This window comes from Campylobacter sp. RM5063 (assembly GCF_024723655.1).
GTDB classification, from domain to species: Bacteria; Campylobacterota; Campylobacteria; order Campylobacterales; family Campylobacteraceae; genus Campylobacter_D; species Campylobacter_D lari_D.
Genome location: NZ_JANQDA010000040.1, coordinates 1 through 3,484 on the forward strand (window position 1 = coordinate 1; position 3,484 = coordinate 3,484).

At 29.0% G+C, this 3,484-nt stretch carries 2 protein-coding genes and 1 pseudogene; 2 read left to right on the forward strand and 1 reads right to left on the reverse strand.

The genetic code is table 11. From position 1 onward, the window contains the following. Nucleotides 1-100 precede the first annotated feature (100 nt). Both CAMP5063_RS08175 and kpsS read left to right on the forward strand, forming a co-directional pair. Nucleotides 101-2,128 carry a capsular polysaccharide biosynthesis protein gene (locus CAMP5063_RS08175; protein WP_337195151.1) on the forward strand — a complete coding sequence of 676 codons (2,028 nt, stop codon included), beginning with the start codon at nucleotides 101-103 and terminating at the stop codon, nucleotides 2,126-2,128. Then, nucleotides 2,125-3,303: a capsule polysaccharide modification protein KpsS gene (gene kpsS / locus CAMP5063_RS08180; RefSeq protein ID WP_337195152.1), complete on the forward strand. Its 1,179-nt coding sequence runs from the start codon at nucleotides 2,125-2,127 to the stop codon at nucleotides 3,301-3,303. Before CAMP5063_RS08175 ends, kpsS begins: the two co-directional genes overlap by 4 nt. Here the strand turns inward: kpsS and CAMP5063_RS08185 are convergent. Then, nucleotides 3,300-3,484, reverse strand: a pseudogene (locus tag CAMP5063_RS08185) (capsular biosynthesis protein); the annotation flags it as partial. The gene kpsS and the pseudogene CAMP5063_RS08185 sit on opposite strands and share 4 nt — an antisense overlap.

Here is a 3,484-nt window from a genome sequence, read left to right on the forward strand (position 1 = left end):
GGGGGGGGGATATCTCAAACTGCTATTTGAAGTTGGGAAGTTAAAAAGAGAGTATAAGAATAAAATTTGATATAATCTTTCTTTTAATTAAAGAGAGATTATGAGATTTTATACCACATCTAAAAGATTAAAAGAAAATGTTAAAAAATTTTATAAAACAGCTCCATATTGTATCTATAAAAATATCACAAAAGAAGATGTTTTTGTGGGCTGGGGTAGAAAAAAGTCAGGTTTAAAAGCTGTAGAACTAGCTAAAAAGCACAATGTAAAATTTTTACTTTTGGAAGATGGTTTTTTGCGCTCATTAAATTTAGGTGTAGAAAATAGTCCAAGTTTTTCTATCGTCAAAGATGAAGTAGGAATTTATTACGATGCGATCGCGCCATCTAAGCTCGAAAATATTTTAAATACTTACGAATTTAGTTCTAAAGAGCTAGAGCAAGCAAAAAAAGCCATAGAACTCATAAAAAAAGAAAAACTTAGCAAGTATAATAATAATCTTTGCGTACCAAAAGAGCTTTTTAACGATAATGAAGAACGCATATTAATCATCACTCAAGTAGCAAATGATGCTTCTCTTAAATTTGGCTTAGCTAGGGATTTTTCAACTCAAGATATCATAAATGATGCTATCAAAGAAAATCCAAATGCTAAAATATATATAAAAATTCATCCTGATGTATTAAGTGGTAAAAAACAAAGCGACTTTAACGCACAAGATTTGCCAAGCAAATGTGTAGTTATAAAAGAAAATTATAATCCCATAGAATTGCTAAGTTATTTTAAAAAAGTTTATACTAAGACTTCTGGCATGGGTTTTGAAGCTTTGATGTTAGGAAGCGAATGTGTGTGTTATGGTATGCCATTTTATGCGGGTTGGGGTTTAACACAAGATAAACAAGTGTGCAAAAGAAGACTTAAAAAAAGAAGTTTAGAAGAGGTTTTTTATGCTGCTTATATTTTATATAGTGAGTATTTTAATCCTTACTTAAATCAAAAAAGTGATATTTTTGATACTATTCATACCTTAACAAAGTATAAAAAGATAGAACAAGCTAATTTAAATACTTTGTATTTTTTAGGTTTTACTTTGTGGAAGCGTTGGTTTATGAAACCATTTTTTAAAGCCAAGAATAATAAAATCATTTTTTTAAACTCACTTGATGAACTTTATAAAGCGAATTTGGATTCTGAGGATAAAATTTTCATTTGGGGTAAAAAATATGATAAATTTTTATTGGCTAAAGATTTTAATAATGAAATTTTCTTAGTAGAAGATGGCTTTTTGCGCTCGGTTTTTTTGGGCTCAGATCTCACACGTCCTTTTTCTTTAATAGTAGATAGTAAAGGTTTGTATGTTGATCCAAGTAAGCCAAGTGATTTAGAAGATATTTTGCAAAATCACATTTTTGATGAAGGTTTAAAACAAAGAGCTAAAAAGCTCATCTCTACCATTACACAAAATAAATTTTCAAAGTATAATGGCTTAAAGCATGAAACATTAAATTTTAATACAAATAAAAAAATCATTTTAATCCCTGCTCAAGTAGAAGATGATGTTTCTATGATCTTAGGTGGAGCTGGTTTTGATACCTTAAAGCTTTTACAAAATGTAAGAAAGGCCAATGAAAACGCCTTCATAGTTTTTAAACCTCACCCTGATGTTTTAAGCGGTAATCGTAAGGGTTTAAAAGATAAAAGCATTATTTTAAAATACTGTGATGAGATTATAGAAAATGTTAGTATAGATAGTGCTATAAATGCTAGTGATGAGGTACATACTATAACCTCTACAAGTGGTTTTGATGCTCTTTTGCGTGGTAAAAAAGTAGTAGTGTATGGTAAGCCTTTTTATGCAGGCTGGGGGTTAACTATGGATTTGCATGAAATTCCAAGACGTACAAGAGTGCTTAGTTTAGAAGAGCTTGTTGCGGGGGTTTTGATCCTTTATCCAAGATACATCCATCCAAAAAATAAAAATTTATGTGAAGTTGAGCTTGCATTAGATATAATGTTAAAAATGCAAAAAGATTATTTTTCTAAATTTTATTTGCGTTGGTTTATAGATATAAGAATTTATATATTAAGAAAAATAAGAAGATTAATAGAATTTATTTTAATTAGATGAATTTAAGTAAAAAGTTAAAAAAATTTTCTGGTAAAAATGTTTTATTGCTCCAAGGACCTATAGGAGGATTTTTTCGTAAAATCGCTACAAAAATTCCAAAAGCTAAGGTTTATAAAGTAAATTTTAATGGAGGGGATTTTTTCTTTTATCCTTTTAAAAGCATTAATTACACTAAAAGTTTAGCCGAGCTTGAAGACTTTTATAAAAAGCTTTTTGAAGAAAAACAAATTCAAGTTATCATTATGTATAATGATTGTAGAAAAGTGCATGAGATAGCCATTAATGTTGCTAAGCAAATGGGTATTGAAGTATGGATTTTTGAAGAAGGTTATATAAGACCAAACTTCATTACTTTTGAAAAGGATGGAGTAAATGCAAACTCCACTTTACCAAGAGAAAAAGAATTTTATCTAAGTCAGAAAAAATTTGATAAAGATTTTAAATTTAAAACTTTCTCAAGCACTTTTAAAAATATGGCCTTTTCTTCATTTTTATACTGGCTTTTTGCTTTTTTACTTTCTTGGTATTTTAATAATTCTTTACATCATAGAAGTTTAAAACTATTTGACTTTCTACCTTGGCTTTGCTCAATATATAGAAAAAACAAATACAAAATCACAGAAAAAAGTTTAAACGAAAAAATTCTTTCCCTAAAGCAAAAGTATTTTTTAGCTATTTTGCAAGTGCATAATGATACTCAACTCTCCCATCATTATAGAAAAACTACAGAAAAATTTATAGAAGAAGTGATCATCTCTTTTGCTAATCATGCTAAAGCAAAGTCATATCTAGTTTTTAAGCACCATCCTATGGATCGTGGCTATAGGGACTATACTAAGCTTATAGAAGATTTGAGCTTAAAATACAATGTCGAGGGTAGAATTTTATATGTACATGACTTACACTTACCTACGGTCTTAATCAATGCAAGAGGCACCATAGTGATAAATAGCACAGTAGGACTTTCTGCTTTATATCACAATAGCCCTTTAAAAGTTATGGGAAAAGCCTTTTATGATATTGAAGGTTTGACTTATCAAAAAAGCTTGCATACTTTTTGGAAAGAATGCAGGGCATATAAGCCTGATGCTGTTTTGCACGCTAAATTTAGAAATTATGTGATATATAAAACCCAAATCAATGGAAATTTTTTCAAAAATACTAGTTTAGATTAAATTTTCTTTTTATAGTTTTTTGCAATTTTTTTCAGTTTAAAAGGTAAGCTTAAATAGCCTATTTTAAAAGGAGTTCTTGAAGCTTGCAAAAGTGCATTACCTAAAAGATAAGGCAAGTGTGTTTTGGCTATTTGAGCGTGTTTATAGTCTGCATAAGCTTTTAGTGGCGGTAGATTTTTTT

Bases quoted from the DNA above. Each gene is read 5' to 3' on its own strand.
- CAMP5063_RS08175 (WP_337195151.1), top strand. From the start codon at position 101: ATGAGATTTTATACCACATCTAAAAGATTAAAAGAAAATGTTAAAAAA.
- kpsS (WP_337195152.1), top strand. From the start codon at position 2,125: ATGAATTTAAGTAAAAAGTTAAAAAAATTTTCTGGTAAAAATGTTTTA.